This window comes from Chitinophaga tropicalis, assembly GCF_009758205.1.
GTDB classification, from domain to species: Bacteria; Bacteroidota; Bacteroidia; order Chitinophagales; family Chitinophagaceae; genus Chitinophaga; species Chitinophaga tropicalis.
In genome coordinates this window covers 1-25936 of sequence record NZ_WRXN01000031.1, presented here as the reverse complement: position 1 = coordinate 25936, position 25936 = coordinate 1, and the positions used below count along the sequence as shown (strand labels likewise).

The 25936-nt window shown below is 47.2% G+C and carries 18 protein-coding genes and 1 tRNA gene; 11 read left to right on the top strand and 8 right to left on the bottom strand.

The features are described from left to right. Positions 1-214: 214 nt before the first annotated feature. The gene (locus GO493_RS30375; protein ID WP_157310006.1) at positions 215-1393 is read left to right on the top strand and encodes an acyl-CoA dehydrogenase family protein; all 1179 of its coding nucleotides are present in this window, start codon (positions 215-217) and stop codon (positions 1391-1393) included. A gap of 1 nt (position 1394) precedes the next feature. Next, on the top strand, positions 1395-2390 hold the full coding sequence (locus GO493_RS30370) for an FAD:protein FMN transferase (protein ID WP_157310005.1): 996 nt from the start codon (positions 1395-1397) through the stop codon (positions 2388-2390). 86 nt (positions 2391-2476) lie between these two features. Here the strand turns inward: GO493_RS30370 and GO493_RS30365 are convergent, their stop codons facing one another. From GO493_RS30365 to GO493_RS30350, 4 genes are all read right to left on the bottom strand, one after another. Then, the gene (locus GO493_RS30365; protein WP_157310004.1) at positions 2477-3097 is read right to left on the bottom strand and encodes an outer membrane beta-barrel protein; all 621 of its coding nucleotides are present in this window, start codon (positions 3095-3097) and stop codon (positions 2477-2479) included. A 24-nt stretch (positions 3098-3121) separates the two neighbouring features. Beyond that, positions 3122-3754, bottom strand: coding sequence for a DUF4136 domain-containing protein (locus tag GO493_RS30360; protein ID WP_157310003.1), 633 nt, complete (start codon positions 3752-3754; stop codon positions 3122-3124). Positions 3755-3956: 202 nt separating this feature from the next. Next, positions 3957-4604 carry an HAD family hydrolase gene (locus GO493_RS30355; protein ID WP_157310002.1) on the bottom strand — a complete coding sequence of 216 codons (648 nt, stop codon included), beginning with the start codon at positions 4602-4604 and terminating at the stop codon, positions 3957-3959. A gap of 139 nt (positions 4605-4743) precedes the next feature. Beyond that, a complete protein-coding gene (locus GO493_RS30350) occupies positions 4744-6015 on the bottom strand; it encodes a DUF2130 domain-containing protein (protein WP_157310001.1) in 1272 nt (423 codons plus the stop codon). A gap of 185 nt (positions 6016-6200) precedes the next feature. On the opposite strand from GO493_RS30350, the gene GO493_RS30345 reads away from it, so the two are divergent. Further along, complete coding sequence (locus tag GO493_RS30345; RefSeq protein ID WP_157310000.1) at positions 6201-6734, top strand: DUF4142 domain-containing protein; 534 nt, start codon at positions 6201-6203, stop codon at positions 6732-6734. A gap of 75 nt (positions 6735-6809) precedes the next feature. On the opposite strand, the gene GO493_RS30340 is transcribed toward GO493_RS30345, so the two are convergent. Then, the gene (locus GO493_RS30340; protein WP_157309999.1) at positions 6810-7517 is read right to left on the bottom strand and encodes a DUF1266 domain-containing protein; all 708 of its coding nucleotides are present in this window, start codon (positions 7515-7517) and stop codon (positions 6810-6812) included. A 217-nt stretch (positions 7518-7734) separates the two neighbouring features. Here GO493_RS30340 and GO493_RS30335 point away from each other — a divergent pair, with 217 nt between their 5' ends. The 4 genes from GO493_RS30335 to GO493_RS30320 all read left to right on the top strand — a co-directional run bounded on the left by GO493_RS30335 (position 7735) and on the right by GO493_RS30320 (position 12915). Then, positions 7735-10002 carry an ATP-binding protein gene (locus GO493_RS30335; protein WP_157309998.1) on the top strand — a complete coding sequence of 756 codons (2268 nt, stop codon included), beginning with the start codon at positions 7735-7737 and terminating at the stop codon, positions 10000-10002. Then, positions 9977-10606 (top strand): response regulator transcription factor, encoded by a 630-nt coding sequence (locus tag GO493_RS30330; RefSeq protein ID WP_157309997.1) that lies wholly within the window; start codon positions 9977-9979, stop codon positions 10604-10606. Before GO493_RS30335 ends, GO493_RS30330 begins: the two co-directional genes overlap by 26 nt. 47 nt (positions 10607-10653) lie before the next feature. Further along, the gene (locus GO493_RS30325) at positions 10654-12741 is read left to right on the top strand and encodes an outer membrane protein assembly factor BamB family protein (RefSeq protein WP_232539167.1); all 2088 of its coding nucleotides are present in this window, start codon (positions 10654-10656) and stop codon (positions 12739-12741) included. A gap of 90 nt (positions 12742-12831) precedes the next feature. Next, positions 12832-12915: transfer RNA gene (locus GO493_RS30320), tRNA-Leu, on the top strand. Positions 12916-12973: 58 nt separating this feature from the next. Here the strand turns inward: GO493_RS30320 and GO493_RS30315 are convergent. Together GO493_RS30315 and GO493_RS30310 are read right to left on the bottom strand one after the other, a co-directional pair. Beyond that, a complete protein-coding gene (locus tag GO493_RS30315) occupies positions 12974-13324 on the bottom strand; it encodes a hypothetical protein (RefSeq protein WP_157309996.1) in 351 nt (116 codons plus the stop codon). Between the two features lie 140 nt (positions 13325-13464). Continuing rightward, positions 13465-14451, bottom strand: coding sequence for an NAD-dependent epimerase/dehydratase family protein (locus GO493_RS30310; RefSeq protein ID WP_157309995.1), 987 nt, complete (start codon positions 14449-14451; stop codon positions 13465-13467). Between the two features lie 196 nt (positions 14452-14647). Between GO493_RS30310 and GO493_RS30305 the strand changes: the two genes are divergently transcribed. The 4 genes from GO493_RS30305 (at position 14648) to GO493_RS30290 (ending at position 24375) form a co-directional block, all read left to right on the top strand. Then, positions 14648-18709, top strand: coding sequence for a two-component regulator propeller domain-containing protein (locus GO493_RS30305; RefSeq protein WP_157309994.1), 4062 nt, complete (start codon positions 14648-14650; stop codon positions 18707-18709). Between the two features lie 121 nt (positions 18710-18830). Then, positions 18831-21815 (top strand): SusC/RagA family TonB-linked outer membrane protein, encoded by a 2985-nt coding sequence (locus GO493_RS30300; protein ID WP_157309993.1) that lies wholly within the window; start codon positions 18831-18833, stop codon positions 21813-21815. A gap of 24 nt (positions 21816-21839) precedes the next feature. After that, positions 21840-23363 (top strand): RagB/SusD family nutrient uptake outer membrane protein, encoded by a 1524-nt coding sequence (locus GO493_RS30295; protein ID WP_157309992.1) that lies wholly within the window; start codon positions 21840-21842, stop codon positions 23361-23363. Positions 23364-23367: 4 nt separating this feature from the next. Then, the gene (locus GO493_RS30290; RefSeq protein WP_157309991.1) at positions 23368-24375 is read left to right on the top strand and encodes a glycoside hydrolase family 43 protein; all 1008 of its coding nucleotides are present in this window, start codon (positions 23368-23370) and stop codon (positions 24373-24375) included. A gap of 144 nt (positions 24376-24519) precedes the next feature. Here GO493_RS30290 and GO493_RS30285 read toward each other — a convergent pair. Further along, on the bottom strand, positions 24520-25936 hold a 1417-nt coding region (locus GO493_RS30285; protein WP_232539166.1), incomplete at its 5' end, for a sensor histidine kinase.

Below are 25936 nucleotides of genomic sequence, written 5' to 3'. Positions count from 1 at the left end.
CTTGTTCCCATCTCCCTAAGCCCGTCATATATTTTTACTGAATAAAATTAAGGCTCCACATATATGACCACGTATATAGCGCTATACAAAAGAAAAAACCGTCTCAATTTATTATTGAGACGGCTTCTTTTTTTTGCGCAATCCCCTGCCTTTTTTAATAAATGAATGACTAAATTGCCGCCAGGACTATCTACTAAAACATAACCTGTTCCACATGCTGAAAGATCTGTTCCAATCCCCCGATTATTTCCAGGTAGACGAACTGTTAACCGAAGAACACCTCATGGTACGCGATACCGTCCGACAATGGGTGAAAAAAGAAGTTTCTCCTATCATTGAAGATGCCTGCCAGCAAGCTAAATTCCCGTCGCACATCATCGGCGGACTAGGGCAGCTTGGCTGCTTCGGCCCTACAATACCACAGGAATACGGCGGCGGCGGAATGGACCATATAGCATACGGCCTCATGATGCAGGAACTGGAAAGAGGAGACAGCGGCATCCGCTCCACAGCCTCCGTTCAGGGTTCACTGGTAATGTATCCCATCTTTACCTTCGGCAGCGAAGAACAAAAACGTAAATACCTGCCTAAACTGGCTTCGGGCCAATGGATGGGCTGCTTCGGCCTTACAGAGCCCGACTTTGGCTCCAATCCCTCCGGTATGATCACCCATTTCAGGGATGCCGGAGATCACGTAGTGCTGAACGGCGCAAAAATGTGGATCTCCAACGCCCCCTTTGCTCAGATAGCAGTAGTGTGGGCAAAAGATGATGATGGCATTATCAGGGGCATTATAGTGGAAAGAGGGATGCCTGGATTCACCACTCCTGAAACAAAAGGAAAATGGAGCCTGCGCGCAAGCGCAACCGGAGAACTGGTGTTCGACAATGTAAAAGTCCCTAAAGAAAATATCCTCCCAGGTGCCAAAGGACTGAAAGGACCATTAAGCTGCCTCTCATCCGCCCGCTACGGGATTGCCTGGGGAGTAATAGGCGCTGCGATGGACTGCTACGACACAGCCCTGCGATACGCAAAAGAAAGGATACAATTTGACCGCCCCATAGCCGGCTTCCAGCTTACACAGAAAAAGCTGGCAGAAATGATCACAGAGATCACCAAAGCACAGCTCATGAACTGGAGGCTGGGAGTACTGAAAAATGAAGGTAAAGCCACCCCCGCCCAGATATCAATGGCTAAACGTAATTCCTGCGACATAGCTACCCGCATTGCCCGGGATGCCAGGCAGATACTGGGAGGCATGGGCATTACCGGCGAATATCCCATCATGCGCCATATGATGAACCTGGAAAGTGTGATCACCTACGAAGGAACACACGAAATACACTTACTTATTACCGGTCAGGATATTACAGGCCTGGACGCTTTTCACTGATATGTACCGTATACTCTTCGCTTTATTATTACTGAGCGCTTCCCTTTCCGCACAACGGCTGCAGGTCGTGGAAGGAAAAGCGCAGGGCACTTACTTCATTGTTAAATACGTATCGGCCGATACAACTTCACTGGCTGCTTCCATCGATTCCGTTTTTGCGGTCATCGATCAATCCCTGTCACTTTACAAACCCGGCTCCCTGATCAACCGGTTCAATGAAGGGAAAAGTATTACGATGGATAGCCACATGCAGGCCGTCATCACAAAAGCATTGTGGATCAGCAGCATTACCAGGGGCTCATTTGATATCACCGTTAAACCGCTGGTAGATATCTGGGGATTTGGCGTACACCATACCGCCCAACAGCAGGTCCCCTCCCGGGATACATTGCGGAATATCCTGCAGTATGTAGGTTATAAATACCTGCAGGTAAACGGTCAGCAACTGGAAAAAAAGAAACCGGGAGTAAAGATAGATTGCAATGGCATTGCACAGGGGTATACCACAGACGTACTGGCCGGATTCCTTGAACAGCGTGGTATTACAGATTATCTTGTAGATGTGGGAGGGGAGCTGCGCAGCAAAGGACATAATGCACAGCAGCAGGTGTGGACAGTAGGTATTGAAAGCCCGGCAAGTGAAACCGGCGGCTCTCCTGTACAGAACATTCTCTCACTCAGCAACAAAGCTGTTACCACCAGCGGGAATTACCGCCGCTTTTTTGAACAGGGAGGCATTCGCTTTGCTCACACTATTGATCCTGTATCAGGACAGGCCTTACATAGCAATATCGTCAGTGTAACAGTAATTGCCCCTGATGCTATCACTGCAGATGGGTTTGACAATGCCCTGATCCTGATGGGAGTGGAAAAGTCGCTGAAATTCATCGCTGATCATCCTGGATATAAGATCGAAGCCGCTTTTATTTATAAAGACAAGGCAGGAAAAATAAAACAACGTTTTTCTCCCGGCTTCAGAAAGTTGTTGCTGAAATAATTCTTAGCTGTTTTGAAATGAAAAATGGGACTATCGCCAGATAATCCCATTACTCACATGGTTTTTTATAGAATATATGAAACAGCTTAGTTGATATGCACCTTCAATCCCACATTAGCCTGTATCACATTAAAATTAGTGATCTCCTGCTGGCTATATGGCGCAAAGTTGTATTGCAGGCTTGCATTGAGCAATACCGGTGATCCTTTGCCGAAAGGCACATTGATGCCCACTTCCGGAGAAGCCATAAACTGCCAGCTGTTATACCGTTCGCTGAACTGTCCCCAGTATTTGTTATACACCATATTAGCAGTACCTACGCCAAGCCCCACATAAGGTATCACTGCTGCATCAGGTTTACTTAGCTGATACTGCACCGTTGCCAGTATAGGTGTTACTTGCAGGGTACGTGTCTGTACTGCAGATATATCTCCGCTTTTATCACTGTACACAGCACGGGGCAACTTCTCATAAAATTCCTGGAAGCCGGTTCTGAGTCCTATCGCCAGCTGGTCGTTCAGGTGATATTGTAAACCTGCCCGCCATCCGCGGAAACTTGTTTTATTGGTATAATCTTTCAGGGAGCCAAAAGGCTGCGCAATGGAGTAATCAACATTGAGGGAAAGCGGTGAGCGTACCTGGGAGAAGGCGCTTTGCACACCCAGAGAGGCAATCATCAGCAATATCCAGAGCTTTAAACTTTTCATCGTAATCTCATTTTAAGTAAATCATTAGTTTGTGGTCTTCAGATAGGTGGATTGCGCAAACACGGCGCTTACCATCTTATCCACGTTATCGATGCTCCATACGCCTGTACCACGCATCAGGGCATTCCAGACAGCCACCAGGTTGTTGTTTACAGGATGTTTGAGATCTACTATGTCGATAGACACGGCCCGCTCATTCTGGTACACCTGGTAATACGTTGGCCAGTAATAACCGTAGCCGGGATAACCCCAGTAGAACGGATCATAATAACCACCATAGCCTGCCCAGTAACCGGGATCATAAATAATTGCACTGTAGCTGTTGTCAATACGGGTAAGGTTCACTGCCAGATCAGGTTTGGAGGTCCTGCTTACCAGTGTATACCCTCTTGCTTCCAGCGCCGAGGTAACGTCAGCGATCAGCTTTTTATCATAATCAGTGAGGGCGCGCCCATCATTGTTTGTATTGCTGGCCACTACCACAGAATCGGCAATGCTGAATGTTTTGAAAGAGGTAAAATCTGTGCTGTCTGCATGGTTTGTAATGTAGATCCGGGATTCCTCTGCCGTCATATCCTTCAGCGGGTCCTTACCACAGCTGCTAAAGGACAATACTATGCCCATTAAGGCACACGTTACTAACATGACTCTTTTCATATTCACGGGTTTTAAATTGCTGCTTTTCAGGTAGGTAGAGGGTAGGGAGAAGCTGTTATTTTGTTAATTTCAGTATAACAGGAAATGTGCCAACAGTTGTAATGCTGCTGCTGTACAACCCTTTAACGTAAGTTAAACTGAGGATGTTACATTAGGTTTATCCGCGAAATGTTAAGGAATTCCTAAAATAGCTGGTACTAGATCAATTGGAGAGGGAAGTGGAAAGATAAACGGCTTTCTCAGTAAGTATTTCTTTCAGCTGCAGGGGAGAGATAAAATGTATCCCGTCTATACCGCAGGCTTCAGCCCCCCTGATATTACGCTCATTATCGTCTATAAAAAGTGTATCGCACGCTTTAATATCATACCGCTGCAGAAGCAGGTCGTAGAATGCCGCATTCGGCTTACGCATTTTCTCCCTGCCGGAAACTACTATCCCGTCAAACAACTGCAGGAAAGGATATAGTACAAGGGCAAGGGGAAAGGTCTCGTTAGACCAGTTAGTGAGTGCGTATATCTTATATCGCTTGCTTTCTTTTAACTCCCGGAGAATGGCTACGGTCTCTTCTATAGGGCCACCCAGCATTTCCTGCCATCTGCCGTAATATGCCCTGATCTGGGCTTCATATTCCGGATGCTGGCTTACCAGTAGCTCCGTAGCTTCCTGCAGACTTCTGCCGGCGTCCTGTTCCTCATTCCAGTCTGAGGTACATATATTTTGGAGGAAGAACTCGGTTTCTGCTGCTGTTGTAAAGATCTTGTTATACAGATAACGGGGATTCCAGTCTATCAGAACGGCGCCAAGATCAAAGACCAGGTTGGAATATTGTTTTGCAGCAGCATTATTCATAGTATAAAGATAGGGTATTTTTAATATATATTTTTGACTGATTACTTTAAATCTCAAAACTTTAAGCCACGCACAGCGCAAAAAAAGCGCCCGCAAAAAAGTTGGTTTCGCCGAAGGCGAAACCAACTTTTTTGCGCAATTATTCCAGCAAAGTATCCGCCGCATCCTCCAACAACTTCAAATCCACTGAATCCGAACCCGCAATCCCCTCAATAGATCCCTTAATATGCGCCGCATTAAGCAACACCTTCTCCAGATGCTTCTCCCTCGCCTTCCATATCTTCTCCATTGCATCCCTTTCCTTCTGCAAAGAAATCTTCATAGCCATAAAACCCTCCCGTATAGCCTTCCATTGCTCCGCAAACTCACCACTGGTAAGATACCCATAAAGCATATGCATTTTATCCCCCCTGTTCTCCTGTGTTTTCAGAGCAGTAGATATTTTGATCACACCATCCCTCAACACATGCGCCAGTGCTTTCACCTCAGCAAAAGAACAGATCCATACACCTTCCCTGTCCCCAAAACGCTCCATATCTTTCGGCATAGCCTGCGTCACCAGTATAGCAATATCCGCTCCCTGGCTGCGCATATCCGCTTTCAGCTTCTCAACCCAATCCCTCGAAAAATCTTTAGTACGCTTGCTTTCATAAATGATCTTCCCGCACTCCTGCCCAAACTGGTTCCTGATGATCTGTATACAGTCAGCCCCTCTCACACCTTTCCCTACTTCAGTTATTTCATCAAACGGAAATGCACCTCGCAGCAGCTCTTCCAGCACAAGTTCCTGTATCTCCCCCTGCAGCTGTGTAGACCCCTGTTCCGCCCGTCTCTTCATCTCTTCCGCCAGTTTACGCTGGTCTTCCAGCTGCTTTTCCAGCTCGCGCAGCTTCAGCTGGTAATCAGTTTCTTTAAGCTGATTCCGCTGCGCCTCATCTTTACGTATCTGTTCAGCCAGTTGCTGGCTTCTTTCTATCAGTTTTTTCTCCAGGGTGAGGTCCAGTTCCTGCTCTTTATCTTTCAGCTCCTGCGCTTTACGCAGAAATTCAAGTTCCTGCTGTTGTGCCTTCCTCAGTTTCTCCTCCTGGTCCTGCGCCGTCTGCTGCAGCATTTGCAGCTGGTTCTCATAATTGGCAGCTACACTTTTACGTATATTTTCAGACAAGGTCTCCTGCAGCCGCTGTTTTTCAGAAGCCAGTAGCTTGTTCAGTTCTTCCTGCTGAGATTGTTTTTGTTGCTCTACCTGCAGCCGGGCCTTTTCAAGTTGTTGTTTTTCGCTTTGCAGCGCATCCACACGTTTGCGCCATTCCGTCTCCATTTTGCCGCGCATTTCCTTCTCTATGTCCGCAGCAAAAGCATCCTCCATGACAAACTGGTGCCTGCAATTAGGACAGGTAATAGATGTTCCCATATGCCGAAGTTAATGCCTTTCCGGCATATAGCGAACGCTGGCTATTGATGCCCTGGCTCAACACTGCTGCTTCCAAGCGTCTACAAAATCCGTCATATTTTATTGAAAGCCGTATATAACCGGCTGATTCCCCGGGGTAGCCTCTCAAGCATAGGATTTGACAGGAACCTCCAAAAACAAAGAGTATGAGAAGAAAACACATTCTATTGACCGCTTGCTTATTGTTGAGCACATTTGCATTTACAGCCTGTGATGACGATGATGATGATGTTAACCAGCCTGGTGTATCTGAAAGAGATCAGGCATTCATCATGCAGGCATCCTATGGAAACCGCGCGGAAATTGAATTTGGGAAACTGGCGGACTCTTTATCAACCACCGATTCAGTAAAAGTATTCGGACAGATGATGTCAGAAGACCATTCTACTGCACAGGAAGAGCTGGAGTCACTGGCAGACGACTGGGACGTACATACGCCGGATACGCCTGATTCCGTACACCTTGCCATCAAACAACAACTGATGCTGATGACAGGCCACATGTTCGATACTGCCTATATCAACGGGCAGATAAGAGACCATCAGGCAACTATTGCTCTTTTTGAATATGCGGCAGACAGCAGTGATGCCCAGGGACTAAAAGATTATGCGAACAAATATCTTCCCGCCATACGTACGCACTATGACCATGCAGTACGTATCGCCGCTACCCTGGAATAAACTGTTAAAAAAAACAGCTTTGGCCAGTTAAGGCCAAAGCTGTTACTATTGGGGGAGAAAGGATGAAGGCCGGCTTTAAAGGATATACCTGTTACAGAAGTATTCCTCCTTACTGAATAAGTCTTTCAATGTAAAAATGTATTCCAGTGAATCATTGGTATCCCGGTCATAGAACAATGCCCTGCCTTTCAGAAAAGCCAGGTAATACGTTTGCCAGCCGGAGTATTTATTCAGCACAATGGCGTACAAACGTTCCAGGTAATTAAGCGCCTCTGCCTGTGAGAGCCAACCGCTGTTATAGGCATAACGGGCGATCAGCCCTGCTCTTTCAATATCCCATGCGGCAAGATCATGGATAGCATCAAAAGTTTTTTCATTCACAGGCATCTTCTTTTCTGTAAATATCTTTCCGCAATAATTGTCAATATGGTCATACAGCTCCCCATCCAGCAACAATTCCTTCACCACATCAGGCATGCCGCTTGCATTGCGTTCCACGATCACGTGTTTTATCAGCGGATAGTTCTTTCCCGTAGAAGGCAGCAGCAACAGCTCCTCCAGCAGTGACACAGTATCCTGTTTGTTAAAGATCTGCCATGACTGTCCCAGCAGCCCTGCAAGATCTTTGGCAGGCCATCTCGACTTCAGGGTAACGCTGTCTCTTGCCTGATTGGCTTCTGCAAGCAGCGCACCAATACTTAACAGACGCTCCGATGAACCGGATAGTTTATGCTCCTCATAGAACTTATCATATATTGGTTTGCTCTTAAATAATCCGAACATAGTTTAAGGATTTGTATGAAAGAATCTTTCACAAAAGTATTCCCCCGTTCTACGGTCGTCAATCCCTAAATCTGGCTATTTCAGCGGGCTCCGGACCAGAATCACTATAATTGGGGATAGGCCGGCTCCCCCGTGCACTTAAATTTGTAACTGATTTTATCTACCTTTAAAACCTGCAAAATAATGCAATGAGTATTTTGAGAAATGCCGGTGAATCATGAGTAAAGGGACCCTGTATGCTATATATCTGACAGTTTTCCTGCTGTTTATACAACCTTTTGAAGCCCGCTCGCAGAGCGCTATAGACTCGCTTGCATCCGTTTACCGGTCAGGTAAATTATCAATGGAGGACAGAGTGACGATCGCGGCCCAGTACAGCATGGCTTTGTCCCATAATAACCGTCACCGTGAAGCAGAGCAGGTTTTAAGAGACAATATTGCGATAACCCGGAAATTGCCGGATACTAAATATGCAGCCTATCTGTATGGTGTAAGCGCCATGCATGAACGGGTGCTTGACAGGGCAAATAATGCAAAGATCTGCCTTGATAGCGCATTATATTACAGCAACCATACCAGGGATAAACGCATTCTGGGATATGTCAGTTATTGTCGGGGATGGCTGTTATCCAGGGATAATCAGCCTGTGGAAGCAGTACGCTATTTCGTAGAAGCGTTGAAGCTGCTGGATGAAGCAAACAGGACAGACTATAAAGTAGCTATTTACCGCGAGCTGTATTCTATCTACACAGAATGGGACGATGCTGATCTGCAGAAGAAGTATGCACGTTTAAGCCTCGCACAGGCAAAGAGCCAAAACGATATTTCGCTCATATTTGACGCCTGTATGATGCTGGGAGGCACCTTTACAGACCTTTACCGGAATAACCGCGAGAACAGGCAGCTGCTTGATTCTGCACACTATTACTACGTGCATGCCATCGAGGTCTATAATGATGATAAACAAAAGGTTATTGTACCTTCCAATCTGGGCCATGCCGCATTGAACCTCGCTAATCTGTTGATGCAGTTTTATCCTGATAGCTATAAAAATGAGGGTATCAGATATGCTAACCTGGCTATCAGCACAGGTAAAAAAACAAATCAACATTCCTTCATAGCGTCAGGGTATGGAGTGCTGTCAGAATATGAAATGCAGGCAGGGAATATTGCGGCTGCCAGGGAATGCCTTGTTAATGCGCTGACCCATGTAATGCAGGAGGCAATGCCCGACAGGGTTATCATGCCCCGCATCTATCGCGGCTTTTCCGCTATCAGTGAAAAGGAAGGAGATTATAAAGAAGCACTACGCTATTACAAACAATACTTCGATCTCTATAAGGAGATCTACGATGCAGAAAAGATGGAAGCGGGCCGGAGACTGGAAGCCCAGTTTGAGAAAAATAAACAGGCGCAGCAGATGGCCTATCTGCAGCTGCAGGGCGAGAAAAAAGAACAACAACTCACCTTACTGCGTATCCTCGCCCGGCAGCGCGATCAGCAGATGGCCTACATGAAGCTGAATGAACAGAATCAACAACAGGAGCTGGCCATGTTCCGCCTTAAAACAGAAAAGAACGAACAGGAACTGGCGCTTGCCAACCTGCGCTCAAAACACCACCGGCAGGAACTGGTTGCCATGCAACGGCAGGTAGACGCCAACCGGAAACTCAATAAACTATATATCTTGCTGATAGGCGTATTCATCACCACCCTGGGCCTCGTATATTACGTATACCGACAGCGCTCAAAAACCCTGAAACAACAGGTAGACATCCACCTGCTGGAACTGCAGAAAGTAACACAACAGCAGGAGATCTCCAACCTGACAGCCATGCTGGACGGCCAGGAACAGGAACGCACCCGGCTGGCGCGCGATCTGCATGATAGCCTCGGCGGACTACTCTCTGCCATCAAAATAGACCTCTCTCAGGTAAAACTGGCCGATGCTTCCATGCATGTAAAAAAACTGGTTGGCGGCTCCCTCTCCCAGATAGATACCGCCGTAGATGAGCTAAGACGCGTAGCACACAACCTCATGCCGGAACTCGTACTGAAATACGGACTGGAAGAAGCCATCAGGGACTATTGCCGCAGAATGAGCAACCCCTCCCTCGATGTGGAAGCACAGTTCTTCAAATACAGCGACACACTGGACATGAATACCCAGGTAGTGGTTTACCGCATCATACAGGAACTGGTGAACAACGCACTGAAACATGCACAGGCCTCACAAATACTGGTACAGCTACAGGGAAACGACGACAGCTATTTCCTCACAGTAGAAGACGATGGAAGAGGCTTCGATGTCCAGTCTCTGAATAACAACCGCTCAGCCGGCATTCACAACATCAGGGCAAGACTGCAATTCCTGGACGGAGATATGCACATCGACTCCAAAATAGGCCAGGGTACTACTATAGAGATCAATTTTCCCAGGATAAAAAATAACGTTACAAATGACCAGGATAGTAATAACGGATGATCATCCCATCGTATTGGATGGCCTTAAGAATCTGCTGAACAGTCAGGGCAGCTTCAGTGTAATAAACGTTTTCCCGGATGGCAGCTCATTACTGGAAGCATTGAAAAGCGATCAGCCGGACGTCATTCTGCTGGATATTAACCTGCCTGATATCAGCGGACTGGAACTGATCTCCCGCATTAAAACCTTATCGCCGGATACACGGATCATTACTCTTAGTGTACATAATGAATACCCCGTTATAAACAGCATGCTGATGCAGGGAGTAGACGGTTACGTGCAGAAGAATGCAGTAGGAGAGGAGATCGTAGAAGCCATACTGGCCGTGATGGAGGGAGAACAATATCTCTGCGCCAAAACAAAGGCCATCATCAGTAAAAAAGAGACCAGGGGCCTGCAGGCAGTGCCTAAAGTGACCCGCAGGGAAAAAGAGATCCTCCAGCTGGCAGCAAGAGGGCTTACCACCCAGCAGATAGCCGACGAACTGTTCATCAGCTCCCATACAGTAGATAGTCACCGGAAAAATCTCATGGAAAAATTCGAAGTGAAGAACATTTCCTCTGCTATAAAACTGGCGGCGGAATATGGAATACTTTCTTATTAAAGCGTGTAGTATATTGTTTTACATTCCACAGATGAAAACGGTATGCTATGACTCGAACAGCTATGTATCTGCTTGTTGCAGGGATAATGTATGGTTGCACAGGCAGTAAGCAAAGGAAAGACGGATGGACTGAATACCTCGGCGCCCCTGACCGTAACCACTATTCATCCCTGAGCCAGATCAATACCACCAATGTAAAAGACCTGCAGGTAGTATGGGAATTTCATACCGGCGATTCCGGGCAGGTGCAATGCAATCCCATTATTGTAGACAGCATCCTCTACGCCGTCACTGCCTCCAACTACGTTTTTGCATTGGATGCAGCCACCGGCAAACAACAGTGGATCAGTAAGATCAGCCGGGGTACGTCCGGCAACGTGAACCGTGGTGTCGCCTACTGGGAAGAAGGGACTGATAAACGAATACTCTTCGCCTATGGCGAATGGCTGACAGCTCTTAACGCCCTCACAGGAGAGGTCATCACCACCTTCGGCAACCAGGGGCGGGTAAGCCTGAAATCCGGCCTGGGAGAAGGCGTAAAAGAAAAATATGTCGGCTCTACCACCCCGGGCGCTGTCTTTGAAGATCTCATCATCATGCCTATCCGCGTAGGAGAGGGAGAAGGCGCTGCTCCCGGCTATATACAGGCATTCAATATCAGAACAGGCAAGCTGGCATGGGTATTTCACACCATCCCCCAACCGGGAGAAGCAGGCTATGATACCTGGCCTGAAAATGCTTATAAAGACGAGACTATCGGTGGCGCCAACAGCTGGGCAGGTATGGCGGTAGATGTTGAACGGGGCATTGTTTTCGCTCCCACAGGCTCCCCGGCATTTGACTTCTACGGCGCGCTGAGACATGGTAAAAATGAATATGCCAACAGCCTCATAGCCCTTGACGCACGTACAGGTAAACATATCTGGCATTACCAGACCGTTCACCATGATATATGGGACCGTGACCTGCCGGCGCCCCCCAACCTGGTACACCTGGAAAAAGATGGTAAAGGGATAGATGCCGTAGCACAGGTAACAAAAACAGGCTTTGTATTCGTGTTTGACCGGGAAACAGGCAAATCACTTTATCCCATAACAGAAAAGCCATTCCCTGCTTCTGATGTACCCGGAGAACAAACATGGGCTACCCAGCCTATTCCCTCCCTTCCCCAACCATTTGCCCGCCAGGAAATTTCAGAAAACGAGATCAGCACCATCGCATATAACAGGGAAGAACTGCTTGCCATTTACCATAATGCCAGCAAAGGAATGTTCCATCCGCTGGAGGTAGACAAACCCTCTATCATCTTACCCGGCGCTGATGGCGGCGCAGAATGGGGCGGTGCCGCAGTAGATAAGGAAGGTATCATGTACGTGAACGCCAATGAAATGGCATGGCTCTTCAGCCTTATAAAAGCACCTGCCGGTAATCTCACCCAGGGGCAGATGCTCTATAACACCTATTGTATTTCCTGTCACGGCGCCAACCGTGAAGGCAATCCTGCCAGTGGTTATCCATCCCTGATCAATATCAAACAAAAGACAAAAAGAGAAGAAATAGCCCGGCTTATCACCAACGGCCGTGGTATGATGCCGGGATTAGTACAGATAGGCGCCGCAGAGAAACAAGCTATCATCGACTTCCTCTTTGACGAAGAAAAGACAGAAGCGGCAGGACTCAACCTCGCTGAAAAAAGCATACGGACAAAATCCCCTTACCGTTTCAATGGCTACAACAAATTCCTTGACAGCCGGGGTTATCCTGCCATCACTCCACCCTGGGGCACGCTAACGGCTATAGATCTGAATACCGGCAAACAGCTATGGCGGCAACCGCTGGGAGAATTTAAAGAACTGAAAGCAGAAGGTCATGCAGCCACCGGCACCGAAAACTACGGCGGACCAATAGTTACAGCCGGAGGCGTACTATTCATTGCTGCCACGAAAGACGGTATGTTCCGCGCATTCGACAAGAAAACCGGTAAACTGTTATTCGAAAAAGAACTGCCGGCAGCAGGGTTTGCTACACCCAGCACCTACCAGGTAAACGGCAGGCAATACATAGTAATTGCCTGCGGCGGTACTAAACTCGGAACCGCCAAAGGAGACAGTTATGTAGCTTTCGCATTACCATAAGTAATTGAAAATAAATCAGTATTACAGCTCTTTCGAATTAAATTTGGTGATTATTAAAAACAGTTTAATTTTGCACCACTTCAAAGGATTGCGGAGGTGGCGAAATTGGTAGACGCGCTACTTTGAGGTGGTAGTGCCTGAAAGGGCTTGGGAGTTCGAATCTCCTCTTCCGCACAAACAGAAAAGACCGTCAGATATTGACGGTCTTTTCTGTTTATAAATCTTCTGTAACTTAAGCCTTCACCAATATATTTCCTTTTTTCTTCCCAGCATTACGTTCCAAAGGACTATCCCCCTGGTAGCAACCTATTTCAACAATGTTTCCCGCCACAGTTCTGCTCTTATCCCATTGGCCGGAATGGACATTTAACATGAAAGAGTCGCTGGAAACGGAATAGAAAAGCGTCGCACTACAGCTTTGGTTGCCAGCAGTGACAACAAGCTCCCATATAGTATCCCGGGTAAGGTCCTCATAAACAGCATCGAAGTAACCTGGTTCTATCGTACTTGGATCATAGCCAGTGATATCCCATGTCTGTTCAACATCGGACTTGTTAGTAAATTCAATAACATACTGTGCCATAATTAAACAATGGGGTTTAAAGTTTTAAATGATGTAAATAAGAGAATTGCTGAGCTCAGTCAGACTTAAAGAGAGATTGGTTTTTCCAGACAGGAACAGTAAGTTACAAAAGATGCTCAGTATCAGCAAAAAAATGTCTTCTAATCACTCACCGGGTATGGCCCATGCTCAAACTCCTCAGCATGATACCCCTTACTGCCAATCACCTTGCCTAACTCACTCTTAAAATCCTTCCCGCTCTTCAAACAATCCAGCACATACCTGAAATCATATTTAGGCTTCCACCCCAGTTCAATCCTGGCTTTTTCATTTACATAAACACGGTCAATTTCAGGCAGCATTTTCCAGCCTTTTGCCTTATATATTTCAGGGTAATCCGGGAAATGCCATGCTACCACCCCATGAGCATCCTGTCTTAATGAATGAAGATCATCTTCCGTAAATGGTGAAGTAGCGCTGATAATATATTTCCCGAATCCTATCTTCTCTGCTTTCTCAACAGCTAAAAGATGCGCGATAGCTGCATCTTCAATATCAACCCTTCTGTAGAGATATTCATTCGCTTTTAAGTTATCATCCTGATATAGCTCTCTGACAGATTTATTATCGTCTTCTTCCGGGAAGAAACGGGATGTTTTCAATATCAGGCAGGGCAGGTTATGATTCCTGTAAAACAGCTGGCAAAGATCTTCTGCCGCCGTTTTTGTTACACCATAAATGTTTTTGGGAGCAGCTTTGGCTTCTTCAGTGATCCATATGGCGGGTTCTCCTTTGGCGGGAGTTAACATATCTCCGAATGTACTGGTAGTACTGGTATAGATAAAGGCCTTCACACCATGCTGCTTTGCCAGTTCCAGTAAGTTTAAAGTACCGCTCAGATTTGTATCAATAAATTCCTGACAGGAATGTGTTGCTACATGGGGTTTGTGCAGCGTGGCTGTATGAATGACAAAGTCTGCGCCTTGCATACATTTATCAACAAAGCTCCGGTCAACTATAGAACCAACATGAGATGTGTAAGGGCCATCTTTAACATCAATACCTGTATGATCAATACTTCTGCTTTGCAATATTCTGATGATTGCCTCTCCGAGATGTCCACTACTTCCTGTTACTAAAATTCGCATGATGAGTGTGTTTTGATTAATTTACGAAAATTAGGCCTTGCGTACCAGTTTATATTCCCGTTTAAAGCTTTTAGGAGTGCCAATTTCCTTAAAAATAAACTAACATCCTCATCATTTCCTTATCCCGGATATTTTTACTACCTTCCTCATCCATCGTTGTGAAAAAATACGGGGACAGTATAAATCAAGGTGAATAATGAATAAGCCAGCTTTCTTTTGGGTATGGTGTCTCTTGGCCGTGCTGACTATTACGAATACCTTCGCTCAGGCGCCCTCGCCACTAACTTACCTTGGTGTTGAACAGGGCCTTTCCAATAATGCCGTTACCAGCATTTACCAGGACCATAACGGGCTCATGTGGTTCGGTACCTACGATGGCCTCAATCGTTACGATGGATACGGCTTCACCGTTTACAGGAATGAATTTAATGACACAGGCTCTATTGCCAACAACAGGATCGTGTGTATAGCAGAAGACTATAATAACCGTCTTTGGATAGGCACCCGCAACGGTGTCAGCATATATAATAATATCACTGGCCGTTTCTCCGGTCTCCGCTTCCTGCCTTATAAAAACACAACAGAAAAAAAGCTGCAGGTTGTCGTGAATGCTATTAAGCCAGGTACCAATGGTACCATGTTCATCGGCACTAATACCGAAGGCCTGCTTATCTATGACGGAAAAACTCCCGCCCGCCAGGCGTCGCTCTCCAATGGAAATACACATTACGAAGTGATGTCTGTTACATTGGATGCCACTCAACGCACCTGGCTCTTCGTCCGCAATGTAGGACTATGTCGTTACAACAATAAAACCGGCATCGTCAGCGTCATCAACGACAGCATTCACAATGGTAACACCCTGCAGGCAGATAACTACGGACGCCTGTGGCTGGGAACAGACGAGGGGCTATATAAATACACCATCGCCACCAACACCTTCAACGATGTGCTGATCACCCATTCCAACAGGGTAGTACATCTCACCATCGATAAACATGATAAGCTCTGGATAGCTTCCGACGGAGAAGGCGTCTTTACCATGCCTCTGGCTACCGGTCAGATCACAAGACTATCATCTTCTCAGAATAAAGAACTGCTCACCAGCACCGCCGTATTCTCCATATTTGAAGATCATGAAGGCCGTAAATGGATAGGTACCTTAAGAGGCGGCGTCAATATCCTCGACCCCAAACGCACCGGGTTCACCGGCATGACGCACGATGCCCTTAACTCCAACAGCCTGATCAATGATTTCATCCTGTCCCTTTGCGAAGATGCAGAACATAATATCTGGATCGGTACCGATGGCGGCGGACTCAGTATCTGGAACCGTCAGCAGGGTAAGTTCACCAACTTCAAACACCTGTCCGGCAACAGCCACTCACTATGCAGCGATTTCGTCACCAGCATCATCGACGATTTTCAAAATACCATATGGATCTCTACCTGGGGCGGAGGTATCTACCGTTATAATAAAACAAACCGCTCCTTTGAGAAGTACGCCTGTATCAATCCGTTGACAGGCGCCGAAGACAAAAGCACCTGGATCCTGTATGAAGACATGCAGAAAACCCTGTGGGCAGGCGTCTGCACCAACGGCCCGCTATACCGCCTCAACAGAAGCTCCAACCGTTTTGAGATGTTTGACAGCAGCCTGACCAATATCCTCTCCATCGCGGAAGACAGCAGCGGCAACCTCTGGATGGGAGATTATACCTCATTAATAAAGGTAGACAGGAACACTAAAAAGCATCGCATATACAACATCGGTTATCCCGTCCGTGCTTTCCATGAAGACAAAGCAGGCAACTGCTGGATAGGTACAGAAGGAGGGGGGCTTTTACTGTTTAACCGGGAAAAAGGGAACTACACCCGCTTTACAAAAGCCAGCGGCCTTTCCAACAACTCCATCCTAAAGATATTGGAAGATAACACCGGCCATTTCTGGATAAGTACCTTTAACGGTATTTCCCGCTTTGACCCCGTACAGAAAACCTTCAGGAACTTCTCGCAATCCGACGGACTACTGGGCAACCAGTTCAACTATAACGCAGCACTGGCCCTGCCATCTGGCGAATTTATCTTTGGCGGTATCCGCGGACTGAACATCTTCTACCCCGATAGCCTGCAATATACTTCCAATATGCCCCGGGTGCTGCTCACAGGACTGAAGATCGATAACACGCCAGTAGAACAGGCCGGTCAGTACGTAACCCAAAGCACACAGGACAGGGTATTGGCGCTGAAAATACCCTACAACAAAGCAGTAATAGCCTTTGATTTCGCCGCACAGGAATATACCGCCCCTGACAAAATAGACTATGCATATTATATGGAGGGTTGGGATAAAGACTGGAACTATGTAGGAAAATCAAGGACCGCCAACTACACCCGCCTGCATGAAGGCAGCTACACTTTCCGCCTGAAAACCACCAACGCTGAAGGCATCTGGAATAAGCAGGAATACACATTGAAGATAGTGGTGCTGCCACCCTGGTACAGGACTTTATGGGCCTACCTGTTATACATGGCCATTATCGGCGGACTGGCATACCTCTACCTCCGGTATAAAGCCCAGAAAACAAAGCTGGACTTTGACATACGTCTGGCCCGCCTGGAAACAGAAAAGGAAAAAGAACTGAATGAAAAGAAACTGGCCTTTTTCACGAACGTATCCCACGAATTCAGGACTCCGCTAACTCTTATTATCAACCCTGTAAAGGAAATCCTGAACAGTGCCGATAAACCGGCAGGCAACAGCCTGGACGTAGTGTACAGGAATGCCCGGCGTCTCCTCAGCCTTGTAGATCAGTTACTCCTGTTCCGCCGTGCAGACAGTGAAACAGACAAACTGAAGATCACGCATCTTAATTTCCATGACCTCTGTAAGGAAGTATACCTCTGCTTCAGCCAGCAGGCCAGGGCAAGAAATATCAATTATACCTTCATCTGTGATAATCCTCTGCTGGAAGTCTATGCAGACAGGGAAAAGATAGAGATAGTGCTGTTCAACCTCCTTTCCAATGCACTCAAGTTCACACCGGAAAACGGAACTGTAAGCTTTATAGTTACAGAAGATGAGAGGGATATCAGCGTATCCATTTCCGACAGCGGTTGCGGTATCAGCGAAAGCGCCCGTCAGCGGTTGTTTGAGAAATTCTACCAGGTAAAAGAAAAGAACCAGCCGGGAAAAGCCGGCTTCGGAATAGGACTGTACCTCTCAAAACAGTTTATCGAAAGCCACGGAGGACATATCTCTTTTACCAGTACTGAAGGACAAGGAACTTCCTTTATGGTATGCCTCCGAAAAGGAACCGGCCATTTCGCCGGCCAGTATATTTTTGAAGAACTGGCAGAAAGTCCCGTATTATTGGAAGAACTGATGGGAAATATCCCCACTGAAATGCCATTGGCAGAAAAAGAACAGGGACCAGCCATGGACGATATCATTTCAGGTAAACGCACCATGCTGGTAGTGGACGATAACCCGGAGATCAGGGACTACCTCCGCCTGCTGTTCCGGGAAAAATTCCTCTTACACGAAGCCGATAACGGGACAGACGGTCTGCAACTGGCCAGGGAGCATTGCCCGGATATTGTCATAAGCGATGTGCTCATGAAAGGACTGACCGGGGTAGAGCTATGCAATGCCATCAAACAGGACCCCTCCCTGGGACATATACCCGTCATCCTGCTCACCGCCAACCCCTCCCAGGAAACAAAACTACGGGGTATCGAATGCGGAGCCGACGATTATATAGTAAAACCCTTTGAAAAAGAACTACTTATAGCCCGTGTTGACAATATCCTCCAGAACAGGAATGCCCTGCAGGGGTACTTTTTTGACAAGATCACCCTCAGGAAGAACAACGCCAGGGTCTCTGTAGAGTACAAAGACTTCCTGGAACGCTGCATCAGCATCGTAGAGAACAACCTGGATAAGGATAATTTCAATATTAAAATACTCGCCGCCGAAATAGGCATGAGCCACTCCAACCTTTATAAGAAGGTAAAATCTGTGTCCGGGCATTCCGTTAATGCCTTTATCCGGTTTATCCGCCTCCGCCGGGCAGCAGTTTTATTGCTCAGCACAGATTGTAACATAAATGAAGCCGCCTTCGGGGTGGGTATCAGTGATATGAAATACTTCCGGGAACAATTCTCTAAACTTTTCGGTATGACCCCCTCAGCATACGTGAAAAAGTATCGCGGTTCCTTTAATAAGGATTTCAACGTGGTCAATTTGAAAGAATAACCCCCTATTTTACCAATTTGCCCCCGCTTTTTGATCATTTATCCCCGGTCATTTCCCGGCCGGTGATCATATTTTGCATTCATCAATTAAGTTATCCACGGTATAAAAAACCTGATTTGTCATGAAGAAATATCACACGTTATGGAAATGGGGGTTCCTCTGTTTCATTTTCAGCAGTTTTACGATGGCCTTATATGCACAGCAACCTGTCACCGGAAGGGTGAGCGCCGGCGATACGTCTTTACCGGGCGTTATTGTATATATAAAAGGAACATCGGTCAATACGCAGACAGATAATAACGGGCGCTTTACCATCAATGCGCCTGCCGGAGCCGTCCTTTCCTTCAGCCTGATGGGGTACGGCTCTAAAGAAGTGCCGGTTAACAACCGCAACACTATTAACGTACAGCTGGAATCTACCACCCAGGGACTGGGCGAAGTCGTAGTGGTAGGTTACGGTACACAAAGGCGTAAGGACCTGACAGGCGCCATTTCCTCCCTGAATGCCGCTGTCTATAAAGATCAGCCGGTGCTCAACGCATCTTCTGCATTGCAGGGCCGGGTGGCTGGTGTTTCTGTAGCCAACAGCTCCGGTGCACCGGGTGGTGCGGTAAAGATCCGCATCAGGGGCGCCAATTCCATCAACGCCAGCAATGACCCGCTCTACGTAATTGACGGGGTGGCGCTGAGCAGTATCAGTATCCAGGACATCAACGTGAATGATATTGAGTCCATGGAAGTGCTGAAAGATGCCTCCGCTACCGCTATCTACGGTTCAAGGGGTGCCAACGGCGTGATCATCATCACCACCAAAAGTGGTAAGGCTGGCCTCATGCACATTGAATACAATGGCTTCCTGAGCAGCAACAGCCCTATGAAGAAATACAAGCTGCTGGACGCCGTTTCTTATGCAGAACAGGCCAATCACATCGCAGGAGCGTCAGTATTTGCTGATCCGTCTTCCTATGCCGGCAAAACTACAGACTGGCAGGATATGGTCCTCCATAACGGCGTTACGCAGAACCACCAGCTTTCCATTTCCGGCGGAACAGAAAAATCACGCTACTACATCTCCGGTTATTACGTAAACCAGTCAGGTTTACTGCTCAATACCAAACAGGAAAAGTTTGCGCTCCGCGCCAACATTGACAGCAAAATAAGCAACAAGATAAGTATCGGCTTAGGCATCTTTGCCGGACATTCAAACTCTCACAACAACGGAGATATAGGTGGTAAAGGTAACCCGGTGATGTCCGCCCTGGCATGGGCGCCTACTGAACCGGTATATGACTCCGGTACCCAGTACAACCGCTTTGCTATTTCTCCCATCTGGGCCAACCCATACATGACCATTAAAGAAAGGAACAGTGACGCCTCTTCCAACTCCGCTGTGCTCAACGGCCGCCTGAAATACAGCATTACCGACTGGTTGACATTGAACATCAACGTAGGTCTGGATGCGAATATCACACGCAACGCTTATCTGAATAACGACTGGATCAGCCCAGGCAATCCCGGCTCAGGCCAGAACTCAATAGAAAGCTATACCTTCCAGAACAGTAACTCCCTTACCTTCCACAAGAAGTTCAACGAGAAACATGATCTGACAGTAATGGGCATCGTGGAAGAGACTTCCAACAAGTATAACTCTTTCGCAGCATCCGGCTCCGGGCTTACTTCTACTTCCAATGGTTACTATAACCTGGGACTGAACACCTCCCAGGGCATCTCTTCTGCCTATACCAACTGGGCATTGCTCTCTTATGTAGGCCGTGCTTCCTATACTTTCAATGATAAGTATCTCATCACCGCTACCTATCGTGCAGATGGTTCCTCCAAATTCCAGTCAACCGCCAACAAATGGGGCTATTTCCCTTCTGTAGGTCTGGGCTGGCGCCTGTCTGAAGAAGAGTTCATCAGGGACCTGGGCGTTTTCACCAACCTGAAACTGCGCGGCAGCTGGGGTATTACAGGTAACCAGTCTATTAATCCCTACAGCAGCCTGGGCCTGCTCTCCGGTGTACAATATTCTTACGGCGGTACTACCCTGTACCAGGGCTATATGCTGGGAAGTCCCAGCAATCCTGACCTCAAATGGGAAACTACCAAACAGACTGACATCGGAGTGGACGTAGGATTACTGGGTGGCCGTTTAAATGTTACTGCCGATTACTACAATAAACGCACAAAAGACCTGCTGCTGCAGGTGCCCATTGCCAGCTATGACGGCGGCGGTACCATATATAAGAATGTGGGAGAAGTAAATAATAAAGGCTTTGAATTCTTTATTGACATCGCCGCTATAAAGACCCGCGATTTCTCCTGGACAGCCACCATCAACGGTTCCACTTACAGGAACAAAGTAGTGAGCCTGGGTAAAGACTCTATCCTGTACAGACCTGTAATAGGTGGTGGACTCATCAACACCAACATACAGGTAGTGAAAACAGGAGAGGCGCTGGGCGCATTCTACCTGATTCCATGGCAGGGTGTTTACAGCAGTGATGACAACACACTGGGGTACAAAGCAGGCGATAACCGTTACAGGGACGTAAGCGGCAATGGTTCTATCGGTTACGAAGACCGTGTCATTGCAGGTAGCGCTATCCCTAAATTCCAGTGGGGCTTCAATAACAACTTCCGGTATAAACAGTTTGAGCTGAATGTATTTGTACAGGCATCACATGGCAACAAGATCTTCAATGCCACCTATGCAGGTATAGCAGCGCCTACCAGCGATGTGAAATATCCTACGCTCGCAGAATCTGCCAACTACTGGACTACCAAGAACACAGGCGCTGTATGGGCCGATCCCGCCAGCAAGACCAACCGCAGCTATGTGGAATCCACCCAGTATCTGCAGGATGGTGGCTACGTACGCCTGAAGAACGTCAGCCTTTCCTACACGCTGCAGAAGAGAACTACCCGCTTCGCGGATGTACGCTTCACCCTCAGCGCACAGAACCTGTATACCATCACAAAATATAAAGGATATGATCCGGAGGCCACCTCTACTTCCGCCACCAGCGATGCTGATGCCGGTATAGACCTGGGTGCTTACCCATCTCCGCGTACCGTCACTTTTGGAGTGAATATTTCTTTATAACGATCACGTATAAATGTTTTGAAGATGAAGAAGATAAAATCATATAATATAATCATCCCTTCGCTGCTTTTACTTTTCTCCTCCTGCAGCAAGGACTTTCTGAAAGAAGATCCGAAGAGCAGCCTCACACCGGAAACCTTCTATAAAACTTCCAATGACCTGAACATGGCCGCCATTGCACTATACACACAGGTCAACGGTGCCTTTAACCAGTCAGCCGGCTTCTCTACCCTCTGGGGTGGCGACGATATGACCGTAGCCCGCGCCGGTAACAAGATCTCTTATTCCGATTTTGATACCTACCAGGCTACATCTTCCAATGACCGTATGACCAACTGGTGGAGCTATTTCTATTCCACTATCAAATCCAGCAATGCGCTGATCAATAATTATACGAATGCTACAGAGGCATCAGAGGCCGACAGGAATCACGCTGCCGGACAGGCTTATTTCTTCCGTGCACTGAGCTATTTCTTCCTCACACGTACCTGGGGCGAAGTACCATTGATCACCGACAACACTGTAGACTATAACAGGGCAAAAGCAACGCCTTCCGATATCTACACATTGATAGTGGCCGATCTGCAGAAAGCAGAGACCATGCTGCCGGATGCCTGGGATGGCACCAAAAGACAGAACGGTGTTGATATTCCGCCTACCGCCGGTTCCGCAAAGGCTCTGCTGGCAAACGTATACCTGACCATGGCTGGCTGGCCGCTGAAGCAGACAGACAAGTACGCGCTCGCCGCTGCCAAAGCCAAAGAAGTGATAGATAATAAAGCTACCTGGGGATATGACCTCACTACCAACTATGCTGACCTGTGGAAGAAAGAAGGCAAGTTCAATCATGAAACAGTGTTTGGATGCTATTACAATGTGAACGTATCCGGCTGGGCATGGGAGAACTACAATATGCTTACTCCTAACGCATATGCTCCGGACGATGAAGGTGGATGGGGCGATGGTTATGGTGAGATCAACTTCTACAAGAAATTCCCTCCCGGACCAAGGAAGGAAGCTACTTACCAGTCTGTTTACTACATCAACAACGATCCCACTAAAGCTGTTGACTGGACAGGCACAATGCGCAAACACCCTTACTTCTTCAAATTCCGTGATGACGATGCTTTCAACCAGTCAAACCACGTGAACAATAACTGGATTGGCAGCCACACAGTACCTGTGATCCGTTATGCAGAAGTATTGCTCACCTATGCTGAAGCGCAGGCTATGTCTGCCGCTCCGGATGCCACTGCATACAACGCTATCAACCTTGTGAGGAACAGGGCTGGTCTTTCCAACCTGGTAGCAGGGTTATCTCAGTCTGCCTTCCGTGATTCCGTGATCGCAGAACGTGGCTGGGAGTTTGCAGGCGCAGAGCCCGCAGGCCGCTGGTATGACCTTATACGCACAGAAACTGTGTCAAAAGCTAATTCTGACAGGGATGCCTCAGAAGAACCACTGAAGAACATTCCTGACGATGCTGCTCATACTTTTTACTGGGCGCCAATACCTATAGGCGACCAGCAACTTAACCCAAATCTCTGACAACATGATGAAACGGCTTTCAGCATTATGGTTACTGATGATATGCATGACCGGTTATGCCCAACAGAAACACATTGTTCCCGGCTCCGTCTGGCATGATACTGCCGGCAACCCGGTGAATGCGCACGGTGGTGGTATTCTGTACTACAACGGTGTCTATTACTGGTACGGAGAAATAAAAAAAGGTGTTACCTGGAAAGTACCCAACTCCAACTGGGAGAACTACCGCGTCAATGCCGGCGGAGTATCCTGTTACACCTCCAGAGACCTGCTGCATTGGACATACAAGGGTGTAGCCCTGCCCTCTGTAACGACAGACAGCACGGCAGATCTGCATATCAGCAAAGTGATAGAAAGGCCAAAAGTGATCTACAATAAAAAGACAGGCAAGTTCGTAATGTGGATGCATATCGACTCACAGGATTACAGCTATGCCAGGTCAGGCGTAGCGGTGAGCGATAAGCCTGAAGGACCGTTCCGCTATATCGGCAGCGTACGGCCAAATGGTAACATGGCAAGAGATATGACCATCTTCCAGGATGACAATGGCAAGGCTTATCACTTCTATTCATCAGAAGAGAACCAGACCATGCACATCTGCGAGTTGACGGATGATTATCTCTCACACACCACAAACGATCATCGAATACTAATACAGCAAGCCCGTGAGGCGCCGGCTGTATGTAAGTACAATAATCGTTTTTACCTGTTTAGCTCCGGTTGTACAGGATGGTCGCCCAATGCGGCTTCCTATGCCACAGCAGATAACATAATGGGGCAGTGGACTGAGCACGGTAATCCCTGCAAAGGCACAGATGCTGACAGCACCTATCATGCACAGAGCACCTACGTGCTACCGGTCCAGGGTAAAAAGGATACATACATTTTTATGGCAGACAGGTGGAATAAGCTCAACCTCGAAGCATCCCGGTATATATGGTTGCCATTGGCATTTGACCAGGAAGGCAAGCCTGCCATACTCTGGAAAGATAAATGGGAGGTAAAAAATTAATTTCAGTTGATGCAGGTTTAATCCTCGCTCTCAAAAATTAATACTGGCCGGCCGCAGGCCAGGCCACCCCCTCAAAGAAAAACGCTTTTGCCGAAGGCAAAAGCGTTTTTCTTTGAGCAGTTTCCCGCTCTCAATATCAGAAAATTACTTCCTCAGCAATATCCTGAAAGTAGTTCCCTTATTCAGCTCAGACCATTTCACACTTAACCTTCCCTTATGATAATCCTCGATGATCCTCTTGGCCAGTGAAAGTCCTAATCCCCATCCTCTTTTCTTGGTACTGAACCCTGGCTTGAACACCTTTTCAAAATTAGCTTTAGGAATACCTTTACCCGTATCTGTAATATCCAGGATAATATGTGCCGGATGACTTTCAATATAAATATCTATCGTCCCTTTCCCTTCCATAGCATCCAGGGCATTCTTCAACAGGTTTTCTATTACCCAGTCAAATAACGAAGGTGAGATCATGGAAGGAATATCATGCTCCTGCGTGTGCATGGTAAGCTGTACTTTCTGAGGGGCTCTTTTCCGGATATAAGCCACCATATTTTCCACCTGTTCCACCAGGTTCCTTTCTTCCAGCTGTGGCACGCTGCCAATCTTCGAAAAACGTTCTGTGATCAGTTTCAACCTGTCAACATCTTTCCGCAGTTCCGTGGCTATCTGTTCATTCGCATCATTATCTTTCAGTATCTCTATCCATGCCTCAATAGAAGAGAGGGGAGTCCCCAGCTGGTGAGCAGTTTCCTTTGCCATACCCACCCATACCAGGTTCTGGGTAGCGCGGTTGGAAGTGGATAGAGCTACCAGCACTATGCTGATAAATAATGCTACTACTATAAGCTGGATATAAGGATAGTACCTTACTTGTTTCAGAATAAGGGAATCTCCGTAATAAATGTAGTTATACAGGTTATTTTTAGCATCTATCTCCATGATAAAGGGAGGATGCTGATTTTTAAAAGATGCCAGCTGTTCCGTCATATAGGAAGGGTCGCGTGCAATCTTGTTGGTGTCAAGGTTTCGGGAGTCAATGATATCTCCTGCCTCGTTGGTGATAATAACGGGAATGCTGGTATTATTTGTAATGATCTCTACGGCCAGGTTCAGGTTGGCTTCATCAGGAGCTTGCAGCAATTCCCTGTTGGCAGCTACCCAGGTAGCTACTTTCTTTGTTTCTTCTTCTTCAAGTTTGCTTGCCAGGCTGCTTACATACCATATTGTACCTACGATAATGACTACCGCGGTAGATACCAGTACAAATTTCCAGCCTATGAACTGTTTAAACATACCAGCATCGAAATTAAGGATAATAAGGGGTAATTTTTCGGGGCTGGCCTTTAACCCTCCCCAAAGCCGTATACAGCGCAAAGTTCCTCTCAATACTACGCATAATCTAAAGAATCCCTTCCCGAAATTACACATTGCATAAAAATCCCCCTCAAAGCTGCACGCAGCGCAAGCTCCCCTCTCAAAACTACGCGCAGCATAAAGCCCTCTTCCCGAAATTAACATTGCATAAAAATCCCCCTCAAAGCCGCGCAGCGCAAGCTCCCCT